The organism is Kitasatospora sp. NPDC059747, from assembly GCF_042732955.1.
GTDB lineage: Bacteria > Actinomycetota > Actinomycetes > Streptomycetales > Streptomycetaceae > Kitasatospora.
The window spans coordinates 1-17322 of record NZ_JBHWGV010000032.1 but is presented as its reverse complement, the minus strand read 5'-3'; the positions used below and the strand labels follow the sequence as shown (position 1 = coordinate 17322).

The following is a 17322-nucleotide window of genomic DNA, read 5'->3' as shown; positions in this document are numbered from 1 at the left end:
GCACTGCGCGGCCGCCCGCCTGCAGCCGCCACTTGCCTACCAGAGCGTGCACGTACGTCGGGTGCGGAATGCCACATTCGTTGTGGAAGCGTAGGGTTCCGGAGCCTGCGCGCCGCAGGGGCTCCGGAACCCTGAAGTCCCTGCTCCTGCGGAGGTTGCCTCGGACGGGACGTCGGCGTGCTCTGCAGGACGGTCACCGCCGACCACCTGTGCTTCGCGCCGTACGCGGCGTGGGCACCCGAGAAGTGCGTTGTTACCGCAGCGGTGAGGCAGGTGTGGGGGTCACACGGGTGACGACGGACTTCTCGGGGATCAGCAGGCCGTAGACCACGGGGCCGATCTCGTTCTTCCAGCGGTCGTGGCCGTAGACCGCCGCGTGGAGGGCTGTTGACGGGCCCTCCTCCGACGTCGACGACGCTATCCCCGCGGGTATGGTTACCATCAAGGTCTAATACTTCCCATTGGGAAGTGACCTGATGAGGAAGAGTGAGCATGGCGACCACCTGCCCCAGCGGCCAGCACGTGCACCACGACGTCTACGCCGCCCAGTGCCCCTGCCGCGCCCTGCTCGACCTGCTCGCCAACAAGTGGTCCGCGCTCGCCATCGGTGCCCTCGAAGACGGCCCCCAGCGCTTCGGCGAACTCCAGCGGAAGCTCCAGGGCGTCAGCCCGAAGGTCCTCACCCAGACACTGCGCCGCCTGGAGGACTTCGGCATCCTCGACCGGACCGTCTACCCCGCCGTCCCGCTGCACGTCGAGTACTCCCTCACCCCGCTCGGCCGCAGCGCCGCGATCCCGCTCAACGCGCTGCGCTCCTGGGTCGAGGACAACATCGACCACGCCTACCGCGCCGAGCCGGTCACGTCGTAGGCCCGGGTCGGGCCCCGGGGCTCGATCGGGTATCAGCGGCGGGTTTCGATCGACAGGTCGCCGTGGGTCGCCGCGCGCATCCTGTCGCCGGCGAGCAGGTCGTGCGGGAAGCCGAGTTCGATCGCGCTGGCCTCGTCGAGGCGGGCCAGCTGGGAGGCCGTGAAGTCGACCTCCAGGGCACCCAGATTGTCCTCCAGATGCGCGAGAGTGCGGGCGCCGATGAGCGATGCCGTCACATCCGGGTTCTGCAGGGTCCAGGCCAGCCCGACCTGGGCGGTTGTGCGGCCCAGCTCCGCGGCGATCTCCTTCACGACATCAGCGATGTCCAAGTCGTGTTCGGTGAGCCCGCCGTTGGCGATATTGAAGTTCTTACGGGTGCCGTCGTCGACCGCGGTGTTCGTCGTGGTCAGGTCGTCGCGGCTGTACTTGCCGGTGAGCACCCCGCCGGCCAGTGGCGAGTACGGCACCACGCCCAACCCCATCTCGCGTGCCATCGGGATCAGGTCACGTTCCCCGGTACGCTCGATCAGGTTGTATTCGATCTGCAGGGCGACCAGCGGCGACCAGCCGCGCAGGTCGGCGATCGCCTGCATGCGCGACACCTGCCAGGCCGGGGCGTTGGAGATCGCCACGTACAAGACCTTGCCCTGCCGGACCAGATCGTCCATGCCACGCAGGATCTCCTCGACCGGTGTCGTGAAGTCCCACACGTGCAGGTAGAGCAGATCGATGTAGTCCGTATTCAGCTGTCGCAGACTGGCTTCCACCGACGCGAACAGGCTCTTGCGGTGAGGGCCCCCGGAATTCGGGTCGCCGGGCCGGCGCAGCGTGGTGTATTTCGTTGCCAGCACCAGGCTTTCGCGGTTGTCGCGGGTGAATTCACCCAGCAGGCGCTCGGAGCTGCCATTGGTGTAGGTGCTGGCGGTGTCGAAGAAGTTGCCGCCGCGCTCGACGTAGAGGTCGAACAGCTTTCGGGCCTCGTCCTGCTCGGCGCCCCAGCCCCACTCGGTGCCGAAGGTCGCTGCGCCCAGCGCCAGCGGTGAGACCCGCAGCCCGGAGCGGCCCAGCAGCCGGTAGGTGTCGAGGGTGAGCGACATCGTGTCCTCCTGTGCTTGTCATCCGTTACCGGGAACAAGTCTGTGACCGTCGCGAGCCGGGGATAAGGGAGAGAAGTTCCTGGGAACACCAGTCCTACCCTGGCTGTTGGAGCGGACATGATGACCCGCACCGTGGACACGACCAAGGAGCTGGCCGCGTTCCTGCGGACCCGGCGCGAGCGCCTGGATCCGAAGGACTTCGGCCTGCCGTCGCGTCAGCAGGCCCGGCGGACCCCGGGACTGCGTCGTGAAGAGGTCGCCGAACTGGCCGGGGTCAGCATCGACTACATCGCGCGGCTGGAACAGGCCCGGGGACTGCGGCCCTCGGCGAACGTGGTGGAGGCGTTGGCCCGGGCGCTGCGCCTGGCCCCCGACGAACGCGCCTACCTCTTCAACCTGGCCCAGCAGCGCCCCCGCAACGCCGACAAGCCCGCCACCACTGCAGCGCCCCCGCTGGCCCGGCTGGTCGCCGACCTGTCGCCGCTGCCGGCCTTGCTGATGAACCACCGCTACGACATCCTGGCCTGGAACGGCGAAATGGCGAGGCTGCTGCTGGATTTCGACACCCTGCCGCCGTCGCAACGCAATGCCATGTGGCTGTGCCTGGTGCACCCGGAAATACGCGAGTTCTATGTCGACCGCGAGCGCGTCGTGCGAGAGGGAATCGCCCACCTGCGCTCAGCGTGGGCCGCGCACCCGGAGGACCAGGCGTTGACCGACCTCATCACCGAATGCACCACCCGTAACGAGGAGATCGCGCGGTTGTGGGCCGAGCGAGACGTGAAGGTCAACGGCCGCGGACACAAGGTGATGCGGCATCCGGACGCAGGTGTGATCGCCGTGAGCTTCGAAGTGCTGATGCCACTCCAGGATCCGGACCAGCGGTTGATGATCTGCCGTGCCGCGGACGATGAGAGCCGGTCGGCATTGAACCGGTTGTGCTCACGGTGACGTCGAACCCTCATTCCGGTGCGCCTCGGAGTCCATCGGTGAGACCCGGGCCGAGAGCATGTCGGGATGACGGACCGGCCGAGCCGGGCATCGCACACCATGTCACCGAGGACCGTGGTCGGCGCAGGGTCGTGCGTCGGGCGATCCGGCTCGCGCCCGCCGAGGGCATCACGTTTCCTGGTGCGGCGCAAGTGTTCCGGACCCGCCGGGACAGCTGAACTATTCAGAACATAGGACCGGCAGCTCGGGGGCAGTTCGCCGGTCCGGCGAAGAATCATGCAGGTGTTCGGAACTTCTCGGGGTTCCGGTCCGACTCATGGGCCGGGTGTCGTCGCCGACGGCGCCCGGCACAGGAGGAGGACGGAGCATGCGGCCCATGAGGCGCTGGTCGGATCGGCCGGGATCCGCCGGCAAGGGGTGTACGGCGTGAGCGCGACGACGGGCCAGGCGGCGGCGCCGCCGGCCGGCACGGACCGCTGGAGCCTGGTCGCGGTCGCCGGGATGCTGTCTTTCGTGGCGATGCTCGACATGAACATCGTCAACATCGCGCTCGCGGACATCGGCAAGGGCTTCCACATATCCGCGCAGACCGCCCAGTGGGCCGTCCTGGGGTACCAACTCCCCTTGGTGGCGCTGCTCCTGCCGGCCGGACGCTGGCTGGACGCGGTCGGGACCCGCTCCGCGCTGCTCACCGCCGTCACCGGGTTTGCCCTGGGCAGCGCCGCTGCCGCCGCGGCGCCCTGGGCCGGGGCGCTGATCGCGGCCCGGGTCGTCCAAGGAGCCTTCGGCGCGGTGCTGTTCGTGCTGATGCCGGTGCTGGCGATGCGGTCGGTGCGGCCCGAACTGCGCGGCCGGGCGATGAGCGTGCCGGCGACGCTGGGGCCGCTCGGCGCGGTCACGGGCCCGGCCCTGGGCGGGCTGCTGCTCGACCACCTGGGCTGGCGGGCGATCTTCCTCGTCAAGCTGCCGGTCTGCCTGGGGGCCTGGCTCCTCGCGCGCCGCCACCTGCCCCGGAGCGGCGCCCTGGTCAAGCCCGGCCGGGCGGAGTTCACCGACGCGGCGCTCATCGGCGGCGCCGTGTGCGCGGTCCTCCTCGGGCTCACCTTCATGGCGGACGCCCCGGCCTGGCTGCTGCTCGCGGCCCCGGCCGTACCGCTGACCGCGCTGTGGCTGCGGCGCGCGGGCGGACAGCCCGTCAGGTCCGTGCTGCGGGCGAACCGGACGGCGGGCCTGAACACCGCGGTGCTGGCCATCGCCCTGGCCTTCGCCGTCATGCACTACCTGCTCGCCCTGCACCTGCAACGGGACGAGGCCGCCAGCGCCACCGCCACCGGCCTGACCATCCTGTGCTTCCCGCTCGCCATGGGGATCGGCGGGCCCTTCGGCGGACGGCTGGCGGACCGCTTCGGCGCCCGGCCGACCGCGACCGCCGGGGCCACGCTCACCGCGCTCGGCTTCCTGCTCCTCGTTCCGCTGGGCGACACCTGGAGCCTGCCGGACATCGCCTGGCGCCTCGCCCTCGCCGGAGCCGGCATGGGTCTGTACGGCGGCCCGACCCAGGCGATGGTCATGACCTCGGCCACCCCGGCGACGACGGCCACCGCCGCCTCGACCGTCCAGCTCGCCCGCAGCCTCGGCTTCACCCTCGGCCCGGCCCTCGCCACCGCCACGTGGAGCCTCGGCGGCTCCGGGACGGGCGGCCTGCACCTCGGCCTCGGTCTCGCCGCGGCCTGCGCGTGCCTCGCCGTCCCGCTGCTGGCGCGGCACGGCCGCGCGACCCACACGCAAGCGGTCTGAGCCCGCGTCACCTCCCCGTCACGTTTCCACCCCTGGAGCACACGCATGTGCGGAATCACCGGCTGGGCGTCCTTCCACCAGGACCTCCGGCGCAGCACCCCCGTCATCGAGGCGATGACCGCGACCATGGCCCTGCGCGGGCCCGACGCCGGGGGCGTCTGGACCGGCGCCCACGCCGCGCTCGGCCACCGCAGGCTCGCCGTGATCGACATCGAGGGCGGTGCCCAGCCCATGGCCGACTGCCCCGAGCAGCCGCACGTGGTGCTCACCTACAGCGGCGAGGTCTACAACCACCACGAGCTGCGCGAGCGGCTCAGAAGCAGCGGCCACCGGTTCGAGACGCGCAGCGACACCGAAGTGGTGCTCCGCGCCTACCTGGAGTGGGGCGACGCCCTGGTCGACCACCTGGAGGGCATGTACGCCTTCGCCATCTGGGACGAGCGGCGCGAGCGCCTGCTGCTCATCCGCGACCGGCTCGGCGTCAAGCCGCTCTTCTGGGCGGCGGTCGACGGCGGCCTGGCCTTCGGCTCCGAGCCCAAGGCCCTGTTCGCCCACCCCGAGCTCACCCCCACCGTGGACGCCGACGGCCTGCGCGAGGCCTACAGCCTGTTGTTCAACACCGGCCCCACCGTCTGGGCCGGCATCCGCGAGGTCCACCCGGGCGGGCTGCTCGTCCTCGACCGCGACGGCATCCGCGAGCGCCGCTACTGGGACCTGGCCGCAAACCCGCACACCGACGACCCGCAGACCACCAAGGAGCGGGTCCGCGAGCTCGTCGACCGCGCCGCCAGGTCGCAGCTGGAGGCGGACGTGCCGCTGTGCAGCCTGCTCTCCGGCGGCCTGGACTCCACCGTCGTCACCGCCCTCGTCGCCGACGAACTCCGGCTCAGGGAAGGCCCGCAGGCCAGGCTCCGCTCCTACGCCGTCGACTACAGCGACCAGGCCGAGCAGTTCACCGGCGACGTCCTGCGCACCGGCCACGACACGCCCTTCGCCACCGAGGCCGGCGCCTTCATCGGCACCGACCACTCCACCGTGATCCTCGACCCGCGCACCCTGCTCGACCCCGACCACCGCCGGGCCGTCGTCGTCGCCCGCGACTCGCCGATCGGCGTCGGCGACATGGACACCTCGCTCTACCTGCTGTTCGGCGAGATCCGCCGGCACTCCACGGTCGCCCTGTCCGGCGAGGCCGCCGACGAGGTCTTCGGCGGCTACCCGTGGTTCCACAACCCCGAGGCGCTCGCCGCGCAGGCCTTCCCCTGGCTGCTCGTCACCGGCGACGCCGCCGCCATGCCGCTCAACCCCGAGCTCGCCGCCCGGCTGCGCATCCCCGAGTTCCGCGCCGACACCTACCGCAGCGCGCTCGCCGCGGTCCCGCACCTCGACGACGAGACGCCCGCGGAGCACCGGCAGCGCGAACTCCAGCACCTCTCGCTGACCCGCTGGCTGCGCCAGCTGCTGCACCGCAAGGACCGCCTCTCGATGGCCCAGGGCCTGGAGGTCCGGGTGCCCTACTGCGACCACCGGCTCGTCGAGTACGCCTTCAACGCCCCCTGGGCGATGAAGAACCACGACGGCCGCGAGAAGAGCCTGCTGCGCGACGTCGGCCGGGGCATCGCCCCCGACTCGGTCCTCTGGCGTCCGAAGAACCACTACCCGGCGACCCACCACGCCGACTACAACCGCGGCCTCCAACACCTGGCCCGCGAGGCGCTGGACGCGCCGCACGTACGGGACATCGCCGACGAGACGGTCGTCAAGACCGCCCTCGACACCCCCACCGAGGAACTCCAGTGGGGCCACCGGCTCCGCCTGGAACGCGTCGTCGACCTCGCCCTGTGGCTCGACCACCACCGCCCCGCCCTGGCCCTGTGACCCCGCCGCCGCCCCGGCCCTGGCCCTGTGACCCCGCCTCCGCACAACCCCGAAGGAACCCGGCATGACCACCCCCGACCGCCCCGAGGGCCGCTGCCCCGTCACCGGCGCCGCCGCCGGCGAACCGATCCCGCTGTACGGCTCCGCCTACAAGACCGACCCCTACGACCTCTACCGCCGGATGCGCGACGCCGGGCCCGTCCACCGGGTCCGTTTCCCCTCGGGCATCGCCGCCTGGCTGGTCACCGGCTACGACGCCGCCCACCAGGCGCTCAACGACCCCCGCCTCGGCAAGAACCACGACCTCGGCAACGACAACTGGCGCGCCCTCGCCTCGATCATGCCCGAGCCCCAGCACTCCCAGCTCCAGGCACACCTGCTCCACCAGGACCCGCCGGAGCACACCCGGATGCGCCGCCTCGTCCTGGACGCCTTCGCGCCACGACGGGTGGAGTCGCTGCGCCCGCGCTTCCAGGAGCTCGCCGACGCCCTCGTGGACGAACTGCCCGCCGAGGGCGGCGCCGACCTGGTGCAGGGCTTCGCCGCGCACTACCCGTTCCGGGTCCTGGCGGAGGTCATCGGCCTCCCGGCCGAGCTGGCCGCCCGCTTCGACCGGGACTGGGGCAAGGTCGTCCAGCCGGTCGGCCCGCAGGACCCGGGCCGGCCCGCCTACGAGGCCCGGCTGCTCGGCCTGCAGACGTACATCGCCGAGGTCGTCGCCCACAAGCGCGAGCACTGGGACGACGACCTGCTCTCGCGGCTCGTCATCGCCAAGGACCGCAGGGAACTCACCCGGGAGGAACTCGACTCGATGATCTTCCAGCTCCTGGTCGCCGGCCAGGAGCCCGTCACCAACCAGATCACCACCATGCTGATCACCCTGCTGCGCCACCCCGACCAGCTGGACCGGCTGCGTGACGACCCCGCCCTGATGCCCCGGGCGATCGAGGAACTCCTGCGCCACGACAGCGCGTTCGAGCTCACCACCTGGCGGTTCTTCGCCGAGGACAGCGACCTGCACGGCACCCGCATCCCGGCGGGCGACTCCGTCATCGTCTCGCTGTGCGCGGCCAACCGGGACGGGGCGCAGTTCCCGGACGCCGACGTGCTCGACCTGGAACGCACCCCGAACGCACACCTGGCCTTCGGCCACGGCATCCACTTCTGCCCCGGGGCCGCCCTCGCCCGCGCCGAACTCCAGGTGGCCATCGGCACGTTGCTCGCCCGCCTGCCCGGCCTGCGGCCCGCCGGTTCCCTCGACGACCTCGCCTGGATCCCCGCCGTGCTCGCCCGTGGGGTCAACCACCTCCCGGTCGCCTACGACAAGCGCACCTGACCTGACCCATCCCGTCCGACCCATCCTGCCCGACCCATCCGCCCGACCAGGGCGGCCCGGCACCCGCCTCCTGCCGAGACAAGCGGCGCCGGGCCGCCATCCCGCCATGCCCTCATGGAGGAGTCGCAATGCCCACCGAGTCCATCACGAGCACGTCCAGACCCGTCCGGCAGACCTGCGCCGCCATCCTGGAACTGCTGCTGCCCCACCGCCGCGCCACCGACACCGCGACCCCGGCCGCCGTCGACGACGTCCCCGAACAGTTGCGGCAGCTGGCCGAGTTCGTCGAGGCGGGGGAGCGGATCGTCTTCACCCTGCCGGGTTTCCCCTGCAAGTCGCCCAGCCCCGCGAAGGTCCTCGGCCATCTCCCCGACGAGGGCGAACGCCTCTCGCTCACCTTCCTCGACGACCTCTGCCGGGCGGTCGGCGAGGTGTACGAGCCGGGCGCCCGGATGGAGATCTGCTCCGACGGGCACATCTTCGGCGACCTGATCCGGGTGCCGGACCCGCACATCGATGCCTACTCCGACGAACTCGCCGCCCTGATCCGCCGCGAGGGCCTGACCCGGCTGTCCGTCTTCGACCTGCGCGACGTGCTCGGCGACCTGCCGTACGACGAGAAGCGCGCCCGGGTGCACGCCGCGTACGCGCCCACCGTCGAGGAACTGCGCGCCGAAGTGCGGCGCGACGAGCACACCCTCGCGCTCTACCGGGGCATCACCCGTTTCCTCACCGAGGACACCGTGGACTTCGCCGGCACCAGGTCCGCCCTCCAGCGCGAGTGCCGGCAGCGCGCCTACGGCGTCATCCAGCGCAGCCGCGCGTGGGGAGACCTCATCGCCGAGCACCACCCCCGTACCGTCCGCCTGTCCATCCACCCCCAGCCGCGCGGCGCCGCCAAGTTCGGCATCCGCCTGCTCGACGCCCCCGACGCCTGGACCACCCCCTGGCACTCCACCGTCCTGCACCGCGCCGACGGCACCTGGCAGTTGATGCGCCGCGCCGACGCCGAGCAGCACGGCACTCTGGTGCTGCGCGACGGCAGGCCGAGCCACTTCGAGGAGTCCCGGCCGCTTGCCGGCTGAGACGCGACCGCCCTCTCGCTCCGATGGGGAGCGAGGGGGCGGTTCGGCACTCCTGCGCGCGGAACGAGCGCCGCGGAGGGCGTGGCCGTCTTCCTCCTGTGACCGGCGCACCGGTACCCGGTTCCCCACATCGTGCAGTAGAGATCTCGTAGTCCGGGTAGAAGTTCGGCATGGCCGGGTGGGGGACAGGGCCACCCAAGCGGGAAGTGACTGACGGTCGACCCGGCTACGAGGTCCTCCCCACCGATGGGAGACGAGGTGATCTCATGGCGTCAGCGGGCCCGGGCGACTTCGCCGTGCCGGAACTGGCGGTCCCGTTCCCCCTGAGAGTGCATCCGCACGCCGATCAGGCCCAGGCTTCGACCCTTGCGTGGGCCAGGCGGATGGGACTGCTCTCCTCGGATGCGGCGTCGGCCCGGTTCGACCGGCTTCGGTCGGGGCGGCTCGCGGCCTACGTCTACGCCCGCGTCGGTGTGGAGGAGCTCCTGCTCGGTGCCGACTGGAAGACCTGGATGTTCATGATCGACGACCAGGGAGACGAAGGCCCTCTCGGTCGTTTCCCGAGTCGGTGGCGTGAGGCGATGCGTCCCTTCGACGACGTCCTCGGCGGAAACGTCGCCGAGCCCGGGCGTCTGCCGCCTGTCGCGCGTGCGCTGGCGGACCTGTTGGAGCGGACCTGCGTCGGCATGTCGGCGGCGTGGTCGGAGCGCCTGTACAAGCACACCCGTGACTTCCTCGACTCCTACCAGGGGGAGGCCGAGCGCAGGGCCCGGCATGAGGTCCCGACCATCTTCGAGTACCTGGTCCACCGCCGTGACTCCGGGGCGATGCACATCGTCTACGACCTCGCCGAAGCCCTCGTCCACCACGAGGTGCCACCGGATCTCTACCACTCGCGCGAGTTCCAGGACCTGGAGCTGGCGGCGTGCGACATCATCTGCTGGCAGAACGATCTGCGCTCGCTGCCCAAGGAACTCGCCCGCCGCGACGTGCACAACGTGGTGCTGGTGATCCAGGCCGGCGTGGGCTGCAGCCTGCCCGAGGCCGCCGGCCGGGCGCGGGACATGACCGACGCGCGCACGGCCTGGTACGTCCAGGGCCGCCGCCAGATGGAACACATCCTGGAAGCCTCCCGCCTCCCCGCCGATCATCAGGACCGCATCCGCCGCGTCCTGGGCGTCTACGAGGACTGGATGAGCGGTCACTACCAGTGGGGGAAGGAGACCGGACGCTATACCGACATCGTCCACACCGACCCCGGCGTGACGCCGAACTACGTGGAACCGCTCCTGAACCCCGGTCATCCACAGCACTGACCACGGTGTCTGCGGGTGGTGGGCCCGGTGCGGGCCGGGCTCGCACGGAGGACACGAGGGCCTCGATCATGAAGCTGCTGGGCTGTGGTTCGTGAGGGGTCGGGGCGGTCGTCCGGCTGTCAGCAGCAGGGCTGAAGCGCAGGCGGTGGCGCCGACGGCGGCCACCGCGCCCCACCCGCCGTACCGCCACGCCAGGGTGCCGGCGAAGGAGCCGACGGCGATGCCGAGGAACCGGAGGGTGAAGTAGCAAGCGTTCAGTCGGCTGCGCATGGCGGGCCGCAGCGCGAACAGGATCCGCTGGCAGCCCACCTGGTTGCTCCACGTCCCGATGTCGAGCAGCGTCACGCCGGCGATCAGCCGGCCGAGGTTCGTCCCGCCGGGCAGGAGGACGGCCCAACCGGCCAGGACCGTCCCGATCACGACCGTCTGGGCGCGCCGCGGGCCCAGACGGTCGGCCAGACGCCCGGCGAGGGGGGACACCAGGGCGCTCGCGGCGGCCACCAGACCGAACAGGCCCACCGCGGCGGAACCGTAGTGGTAGCGCTCCTCCAGGAGGAACGTCAGCGGAGTCCAGAACGCGCCGAAGGAGATCCCGACCAGCGCGCCTGAGAGCGTGACCCGGCGGATGAGCGGGTCGGCGGCGAACACCTTCGGAACGGACGACAGCGCGCTCCGGTAGGCCACGGGTCCGGCGGGCGGCAGAGCGGGCAGGGCCCGCCGGAGGGCGAGTGATAGCAGCGCGGTCGCCCCGCACGAACACCAGAAGACCGCGCGCCACCCGGCCGCCGAGGCGAGGACGCCCGAATAGGCGCGGGACGCCAGCACTCCGACGAGCAGTCCGCCCTGGACGACTCCCAGGGTCCGGCCGATCCGGTCGGCGCCGGCCAGCGCGACGGCCACCGGCGCCACGAGTTGGGGGACCGGGGACAGCACGCCGAGGACCAGGCCGCAGGCCACCAGCGAGAAGGCCGTCGGTGCGACGGCGCAGGCGGCGAGAACGAGCGAGGAGGCCGCGCACAGACCGAGTATCAGCCGGCGCCGGTCGACACCGTCACCGGCCGGGACGATCAGCGCGATCCCCGCGGCGAACCCCGCCTGTGTGACGGTGGGCAGTGCGCCGAGCGCCCCGGCGGAGACGTGCAGCGATCCGGCCGCGTCCCCCAGCAGCGGCTGGCAGAGGTAGACGTTCGCCCCGGTCACCGCGCTGGTGGTGGCCAGCAAGGCGGTCAGCCGCCGCTGAGCGGGACGCTTGCCACGGTGCTGTCGATTGTCGGATTCGATCACGTGAGGACACGCTAGGGAGCGCGGGACATGGCAAGCTGTCGCCGATGTGCCGTCTACTGTCGAGAGTGTGCCAATGCGCGGCAAGAGCGAGGACCGCGACGACTACCAGCTCGTCCCCAGGCCCGTGGCGGCCATGGCCCGCGACCTCCCGGACGGGCACCACATCCCCCCGCACAGCCACCGCCGGGCACAGCTGATCTACGGCACCAGCGGGGCCGTCACCGTCACCACCGACCAAGGGATCTGGGTGGTTCCCGCGACGCGTGCGGTCTGGGTCCCGGCCGGAGTGACCCACGCGATGACCTGCACGGGTGCCGTGCGCATGCGGACCCTCTACATCGAGCCGTCGGCGGCGCCGAGCCTGCTCACCGGCCCGCTGGTCGTCTCGGTGTCCCCCCTCCTGCGCGAGCTCGTCGAAGAGGCGACCCGGCTGCCGATCGACTACGAGGTCGACGGGCGCGAAGGCAAGCTGATGGACCTGCTGCTGCTCGAACTCGAACCGGAACCCGTCCCGGCCCTGCACCTCCCCGCCCCGGCTGACCCCGCCCTCGTCCGCCTGTGCTCCGCGATCCGAGAGAACCCGGGCGCCCGCTGGACGGCCGAATCGGCGGCGGCCTGCGCCCACCTCAGCACGCGGAGCCTGCATCGCCGGTTCTCCGCCGCGACAGGGATGACCCTCGCCCACTGGGTCCGTCAGGCGAAACTCGTCCACGCCCTGACCCTGCTGGCGCGGGACGCTCCGGTCACGAGCGTTTCCGCCGAGCTCGGCTACGCGACACCGAGTGCGTTCACCGCGATGTTCCGCCGCGCCGTCGGCCGGGCTCCGAGTGCGTTCTACTGTGGCGCTGGCGAATCGGGTGTTCGCGAGTGAGGCGACGAGGCCCCGATGTCCGGCACCGGCGGCGCACGGGAGTGCGCCAAGGGCGACCACGGCCGTGACCACGGCCCGTGCCCTGGCGCCACGACCAGCGTGAAAAGTCAGTAGCACGAGGTTTTCGTCGCAGGCCGGGGCTAGAGTGCTGCGGTGAGTACGCGCAAACCCCGCGGCCCCTACGCCAAGACCGCCGCCAAGCGGAAGATGATCCTCGACGCCGCGCTGGCCGCCTACGCCGAGGCCGGCAGCCGGGGGGTGTCGGTCCGGGACATCGCCGAGCGGGTCGGTCTGACGGACGCGGGCGTCCTGCACCACTTCGGCGGCCGGGAGGCCCTCCTCACCGCCGTGCTCGAAGCCCGCGACGCCGCCGCGGCCGAGGAGTTCGGGCACGAGGCCGCGCTCTGGCGGGCCGACATGGTGGCGGACGCAGCCCGGACGCCCGGACTGGTCAAGCTCTTCGTCGACCTGGCGGCGGCCGCCGCCGAACCGGAGCACCCCGCCCACGAGTTCTTCACCGAGCGCTACCGCGTGCTCAACGAGCGCATCGTCCGCGCCCTCGGCGCGGGCCGTCCGGCCACCGCGCCCCCCAGTCTGGCCGGTTCCGCGGACGCCGACTGGGCGGCCCGGATCCTGCTGGCCGCGGCCGACGGGCTCCAGATCCAGTGGCTGCTGGATCCGTCGATCGACATGGCCGACGACATCGCCCGGCTGCGTGACGTCCTGCTCGACTCGCTGGGAGCGGGCAAGCCCGACGCCTGACAGCGGGCGGCGGGCGGCGGGCGGCGGGAGGCCGCCGCCGTACGGCCGGTCCGGGCCGGGGCACCGATAATGGGATGGTCCTCCTGGGACGGGTGTTTCCACCGACGAGGAGCGAGATGGACGTTCCCAGCGGTTCCGCCGACGACCGGTCCTTCCCCTTCGATGCCCTCGCCGCCGCGGTCCTCGACGACCGGGGCACCGTGACGCGGTGGTCCGCGGCGGCGGCGGAACTGGTGGGGCGCGAGGCCGACGAGGTCTGCGGCCATCCCGTCCGGGACCTACTCGCGCGTGATCCGGAAAAGCCGTCCCGTGCCGCATCCGGCGCGGTCCCGACGGCCGGCCGGGCGCTCCTGCGGCACCGTTCCGGGCACACGGTCGACGTCGCCTTCCGGACGATGCCCCTGGAGGGCTCGTCCGACGTCCTCGTCCTGGCACACCCCGCGCGGCCGGGCGCCCAACGCGCGGAGGCCGACGCACGCACGGCCGCCACGGAGGCCGACGCGGCCGTCGAACAGCAGCGGACCCTCCGGCACCTCGACGTGCTCCACCAGGCCGCCCTGCGCGTCGGAGGATCGCTCGACGTGGAGCGCACCGCCCAGGAACTGGCCGACGTCGTGGTCCCCGCCCTCGGCCAGCTCGCCTCGGTCGACCTGGCCGACGCCGTGCTGGCCGGCGACGAGCCGCCGCGCTGGATCGGCGGCGGCGACCCCCACATGCGCAAGGTCGCCGTCGCGTCGGCCGACGGGACCTGGCCGGCCGGGCACGTCCAGCTGGGCGACGCGATCCCCGCCCTCCCGTACGTCGACCGCGACGTCGTCACCAGGGTGCGCCGCGACGGGGCGGTGATCCTCGGCCGGGACGAGGCCGCCGCCCTGCTCGGCGGCGACGAGCGGCTGACCGGACTGCTCCTCCCCGAGGGCGGGAGCTCGACGGTCGTGGCCCCGCTGCTCGCCCGCGGCCTGATGCTCGGCAGCCTGTCCGTCTGGCGGGTGGACGACCCCGAGGCCTTCACCGCACGGGAGGCCGGCGTGCTGCGGGAGATCGCCTCACGGGGTGCGCTCGCCATCGACAACGCCCGCCGCTACACCCGCGAGCACCGCGCGGCCGTCGCGCTCCAGCGGCGACTGCTCCCGCCGGAGACCACCGACACCGCGGCGACCGAGACCACCGGGATCTACCGCCCGGCCGGCGGCGGGGCCGAGATCGGCGGCGACTGGTACGACGTGATCCCGCTGCCGTCGCTCCGCGTCGCCCTGGTCGTCGGCGACGTGATCGGACACGGCCTGCATGCCGCCGCCACCATGGGCCGGCTGCGCACCGCGATCCGCACCCTCGCCGACCTGGAACTGGACCCCGAGGACCTCTTCACCCACGTCGAGGACCTGGTCCAGCGCCTCGCCGAGGAGGCGCCGCCCGGGACCCAGGACGCCGTCGGCGCCACCTGCCTGTACGCCGTCTACGACCCGGTCGCCTGCCGGTGCACGTTCGTCAGCGCGGGGCATCCGCCGCCCGTCGTGGTGCGCCCCGACGGCACCGCGCACGTGGTGGCGGTCGCCCCCGGCCCGCCGCTGGCGGTGGGCGGCGCGCCCTACGAGGCCACCACGATCGACCTGGCGCCCGGGAGCGTCCTCGTCCTGTGCACGGACGGCCTGCTCGAAGGCGACGACCACGACGCCGACGCCGGACTGCGGCGGCTGGCGGACCTCCTCCCCGGACTCTGCGGACCGGGGCGGAGCCTCACCGAGACCGGGCACGCCCTGCTCGCGGAACTCGGTACCCACCCGCGCCGCGACGACATCGCGCTGCTGCTGGCCCGCACCCGGGCCGTCCCGGAGGGGGCCACCGCACACTGGGAGTTCCCGGCGGATCCGGCCGCGGTCGGCGCCGCCCGCGAGGCCGTCGCCCGGCGACTCGCGGCCTGGGGGCTGGAGGACCTGGCCTTCACCACCGAGCTCATCGTCAGCGAGCTGGTCACCAACGCGGTCCGCTACGGCGGCGCCCCGATCGGACTGCGCCTGATCCGCGACCGGGTGCTGCTCTGCGAGGTCACCGACCCGAGCAACACCCAGCCCAGGCTGCGCAGGGCCCGCAACACCGACGAGGGCGGCCGGGGGCTGTTCCTGATCGCCCAGCTCAGCACCCGCTGGGGCTGCCGCTACGGCCGGCGCGGCAAGACGATCTGGGCTGAACAGCCGATCGCGGGCGGGGCCGGCTGACCCCGGCCTCGCGGGCCGTTCGTCCGTCGGCGCGGCCGGCCGTTCGTCCGCCAGCGCAGCCGGCCGTTCACCCGGCGGAGCGCTCGGTCGTCGACCCGGCGGGCCAGGGCAGGATGCCGGTGCGGGCGATCCGGCCGAGCCAGCGGGCGGAGGGCTTCGGGACGCGCAGGAAGGTGTGCGGGTCGACGGCGATCAGGCCGGACGTCGGCCGGTAGGAGCCCCACTCGTAGCCGTCGAGGGCGCTGCCGTGCAGGTAACCGCGGATGTCGAGGCCGTCGGAGAGGGCCAGGGCCAGGTCCTCCAGGGCTCGGCGGGTGTAGGTGATGCGGCGGCCGTCGTCGTTGGTGGCGATGCCGTTCCCGGTGACGATGATGGGCACGTCGCCGACCACGGACGCCGTGTGGCGCAGCGCCTCGCCGAGTGCGGCGGGGTCGTACTCCGAGCCCCCGAGGGCGACCTCGGCGCCTTCGGGCGCGGGAAGCGGGCCCTGGTGGCCGATGCGGGTGCGGGTGCTGGCCTCCACGCCGATCCAGTCGTCGCCGCGGGCGGCCTCCAGGAAGACGTCCTCGCGGGCGTGGCGGTAGGCGGCCATGGCCTCCTCGGCGCCGGGGGCGGCCTGGCACGCCCGGCTGGCGACGGACCACCCGGTGCGGACGGCGGCCGAGGCCTCCTTGACGGCGGCGGTCGCGGCCGCGTGGGCCCGGACAAGGACCTCGGTGAGCGCCGGATCGGCCAGTGCCGGATCGGTCGGCGCCTGATCGGGGAGCGGCGGGCGGGGGGAGGGAACGGCGGCGGTCGGAAGCGAGGCGACCAGGTTCGGCTCGCTCAGGGTGCAGACGTGCCGGACGTCGTCCCCGATGATCGGCGCGGTGGCCGCGGCGTACCGGGCGAAGCGGTCGACGGCGTCCGGGGCCAGCCAGCCGCCGCGGTCGGCGAACCAGCGCGGCAGGGTGAAGTGGTGCAGCGTGACCATGGGGCGCAGGCCGCGGTCGAGGGCTCCGTCGACGATGCGCCGGTAGTGGGCGACGGCCGCGCGGGAGATGTGGCCGGGGGCGGGTTCGATGCGCGCCCACTCGATGCCGAACCGGTAGTCGGTGAAGCCCAGTTCGGCGAGCAGGTCGAGGTCGGCGGGCCAGCGGTGGTAGCTGTCGGCGGCGTCGCCGCTGGGTTCGGGGACCGGGGCGGCATCGCTGTGTTCCAGGTGCCACCAGTCGCTGGCGGTGTTGCCGCCTTCGGTCGGGTGGGCCGAGGTGGAGGCGCCGAAGAGGAAGTCGGACGGGAGGGGCAGACCGGAGCCGCAGGCGAACATGGCGGGACGTCCTTCACGGGGGCAGGGGTCCGTCGGCCGGCGCGGCGGGCTGGAGTCGTGCACGGCGGTCGGCGGCGGGGCGAGCGGGTGGGGGAGCCGCTGCGTCCCTGCCACGGTAAAACTAAAAACCTAGCGAGGCAATGTTTTCGATCGCCCGGCCGGGGAGCGCGCTCCGGGCCGTGTCACGGCCGGAGCGGGCTCGGGTGGATCTCCTCGCTCGGGTGGACCTCCTCAGAGGGCGTTCGATACTGATTTAGGCTTCCGCAGGCGATTTCGGGCGGAGGTATTGCCCGACTTTGTCGGGGCTGGCGGTCAGGCGAGTGGTCATGGAGTTGACCATGGCCCAGTGGATCATCGAGCGTGACCGGTCCGGCAGTTCCTCGTAGTCGCGATGGAGCCGCCGGTACCGGGACATGATCCCGAAGGTCTGCTCGACCCGCCAGCGGATCGGCTGGACGACGAAGCCCTTCTGCTCCTTGTCACGGGCGACGACCTCGACGTCGATGGACAGAGCGGCACCATGCCTGACGACGGCGTTGTTGTAGCCGGC

The 17322-nt window shown here is 72.5% G+C and carries 15 protein-coding genes; 10 read left to right on the top strand and 5 right to left on the bottom strand.

The genetic code is table 11. The features are described from left to right. Positions 1–253: 253 nt before the first annotated feature. The gene (locus ACFV4G_RS16540) at positions 254–442 is read right to left on the bottom strand and encodes a hypothetical protein (protein WP_380440784.1); all 189 of its coding nucleotides are present in this window, start codon (positions 440–442) and stop codon (positions 254–256) included. 50 nt (positions 443–492) lie between these two features. Here ACFV4G_RS16540 and ACFV4G_RS16535 point away from each other — a divergent pair, with 50 nt between their 5' ends. Beyond that, on the top strand, positions 493–870 hold the full coding sequence (locus ACFV4G_RS16535; protein ID WP_380440782.1) for a winged helix-turn-helix transcriptional regulator: 378 nt from the start codon (positions 493–495) through the stop codon (positions 868–870). A gap of 32 nt (positions 871–902) precedes the next feature. On the opposite strand, the gene ACFV4G_RS16530 is transcribed toward ACFV4G_RS16535, so the two are convergent. Beyond that, on the bottom strand, positions 903–1967 hold the full coding sequence (locus ACFV4G_RS16530; protein WP_380440780.1) for an aldo/keto reductase: 1065 nt from the start codon (positions 1965–1967) through the stop codon (positions 903–905). Between the two features lie 117 nt (positions 1968–2084). Here ACFV4G_RS16530 and ACFV4G_RS16525 point away from each other — a divergent pair, with 117 nt between their 5' ends. The 6 genes from ACFV4G_RS16525 (at position 2085) to ACFV4G_RS16500 (ending at position 10330) form a co-directional block, all read left to right on the top strand. Continuing rightward, positions 2085–2918, top strand: a complete 834-nt coding sequence (locus ACFV4G_RS16525) for a helix-turn-helix transcriptional regulator (RefSeq protein ID WP_380440778.1) — start codon at positions 2085–2087, stop codon at positions 2916–2918. Positions 2919–3344: 426 nt separating this feature from the next. Further along, on the top strand, positions 3345–4715 hold the full coding sequence (locus tag ACFV4G_RS16520; RefSeq protein WP_380440776.1) for an MFS transporter: 1371 nt from the start codon (positions 3345–3347) through the stop codon (positions 4713–4715). Positions 4716–4760: 45 nt separating this feature from the next. Beyond that, positions 4761–6593, top strand: a complete 1833-nt coding sequence (gene asnB, locus ACFV4G_RS16515) for an asparagine synthase (glutamine-hydrolyzing) (RefSeq protein WP_380440774.1) — start codon at positions 4761–4763, stop codon at positions 6591–6593. A gap of 64 nt (positions 6594–6657) precedes the next feature. After that, positions 6658–7929 (top strand): cytochrome P450, encoded by a 1272-nt coding sequence (locus ACFV4G_RS16510; RefSeq protein ID WP_380440772.1) that lies wholly within the window; start codon positions 6658–6660, stop codon positions 7927–7929. A gap of 128 nt (positions 7930–8057) precedes the next feature. Beyond that, entirely contained in the window at positions 8058–9014 is a 957-nt protein-coding gene (locus ACFV4G_RS16505) for an L-tyrosine/L-tryptophan isonitrile synthase family protein (RefSeq protein ID WP_380440770.1), read from the top strand. Between the two features lie 383 nt (positions 9015–9397). Further along, positions 9398–10330, top strand: coding sequence for a hypothetical protein (locus tag ACFV4G_RS16500; RefSeq protein WP_380440768.1), 933 nt, complete (start codon positions 9398–9400; stop codon positions 10328–10330). A 66-nt stretch (positions 10331–10396) separates the two neighbouring features. On the opposite strand, the gene ACFV4G_RS16495 is transcribed toward ACFV4G_RS16500, so the two are convergent. Beyond that, on the bottom strand, positions 10397–11614 hold the full coding sequence (locus ACFV4G_RS16495; RefSeq protein WP_380440766.1) for an MFS transporter: 1218 nt from the start codon (positions 11612–11614) through the stop codon (positions 10397–10399). 73 nt (positions 11615–11687) lie between these two features. On the opposite strand from ACFV4G_RS16495, the gene ACFV4G_RS16490 reads away from it, so the two are divergent. The 3 genes from ACFV4G_RS16490 (at position 11688) to ACFV4G_RS16480 (ending at position 15463) form a co-directional block, all read left to right on the top strand. Beyond that, on the top strand, positions 11688–12485 hold the full coding sequence (locus ACFV4G_RS16490) for an AraC family transcriptional regulator (RefSeq protein ID WP_380440764.1): 798 nt from the start codon (positions 11688–11690) through the stop codon (positions 12483–12485). A 153-nt stretch (positions 12486–12638) separates the two neighbouring features. Further along, positions 12639–13247 (top strand): TetR family transcriptional regulator, encoded by a 609-nt coding sequence (locus ACFV4G_RS16485; protein ID WP_380440762.1) that lies wholly within the window; start codon positions 12639–12641, stop codon positions 13245–13247. 116 nt (positions 13248–13363) lie between these two features. Beyond that, the gene (locus tag ACFV4G_RS16480) at positions 13364–15463 is read left to right on the top strand and encodes a SpoIIE family protein phosphatase (protein ID WP_380440760.1); all 2100 of its coding nucleotides are present in this window, start codon (positions 13364–13366) and stop codon (positions 15461–15463) included. A gap of 67 nt (positions 15464–15530) precedes the next feature. On the opposite strand, the gene ACFV4G_RS16475 is transcribed toward ACFV4G_RS16480, so the two are convergent. Continuing rightward, positions 15531–16772, bottom strand: coding sequence for a family 1 glycosylhydrolase (locus ACFV4G_RS16475; RefSeq protein WP_380440904.1), 1242 nt, complete (start codon positions 16770–16772; stop codon positions 15531–15533). Between the two features lie 253 nt (positions 16773–17025). After that, positions 17026–17322: transposase (locus tag ACFV4G_RS16470; protein ID WP_380440758.1), on the bottom strand; the 297-nt coding region annotated here is incomplete at its 5' end.